General features: G+C 73.0%; 1 protein-coding gene. It reads right to left on the reverse strand.

Annotation, left to right across the window (positions count from 1 at the left end; genetic code table 11):
* A partial coding sequence (gene deoC, locus IG178_RS25140) for a deoxyribose-phosphate aldolase (protein ID WP_193215290.1) occupies positions 1-402 on the reverse strand: 402 nt, incomplete at its 3' end.
* Between the last annotated feature and the right edge of the window lie 123 nt (positions 403-525).

Here is a 525-nt window from a genome sequence, read left to right on the forward strand (position 1 = left end):
GTGCTCCATGGTGGGGCGGTCGCCGGCGCGGGCGGCCGCGATGTCCACGACCATGTCGATCTCCTGGGCGCCGTTGCGGATGGCCTCGCGGGCCTCCCAGGCCTTGGCCTCGGGCGTGGAGGCGCCCAGGGGGAATCCGACGACGGTGCACACCAGCACATCCGAGCCCGCCAGGGCCTCGGCGGCACGGGCCACCCACACTCCGTTGACGCACACCGAGGCGAAGCCGTGCTCACGGGCCTCGGCGCACAGCTGGTCGATGGCCCCCGCGGAGGCCTCCGGCTTGAGCAGGGTGTGATCCACGCGCGAGGCGATGTCCGCGGCGGTGATGTCCGACAGCGAGGAGATGGGCTGGCGCTCGGTGGGGTCGTAGGCGGAGGTCATGTGCTGGGCCTTCCTCATGTGTGGGGGATCCCGCCCTGTGCGGACGAGCAGCGGCTCGGATGCCGCGCGGCGACCTGTGGGCGGCTCGGCGGTCTGCGCTGTCGAGGGTATCGGGCAGCCCCGACGCCGGCTCGCTGAACT

The organism is Neoluteolibacter marinus (genome assembly GCF_014904755.1).
In the GTDB taxonomy this organism is placed as follows: Bacteria; Verrucomicrobiota; Verrucomicrobiia; order Verrucomicrobiales; family Akkermansiaceae; genus Haloferula; species Haloferula marina.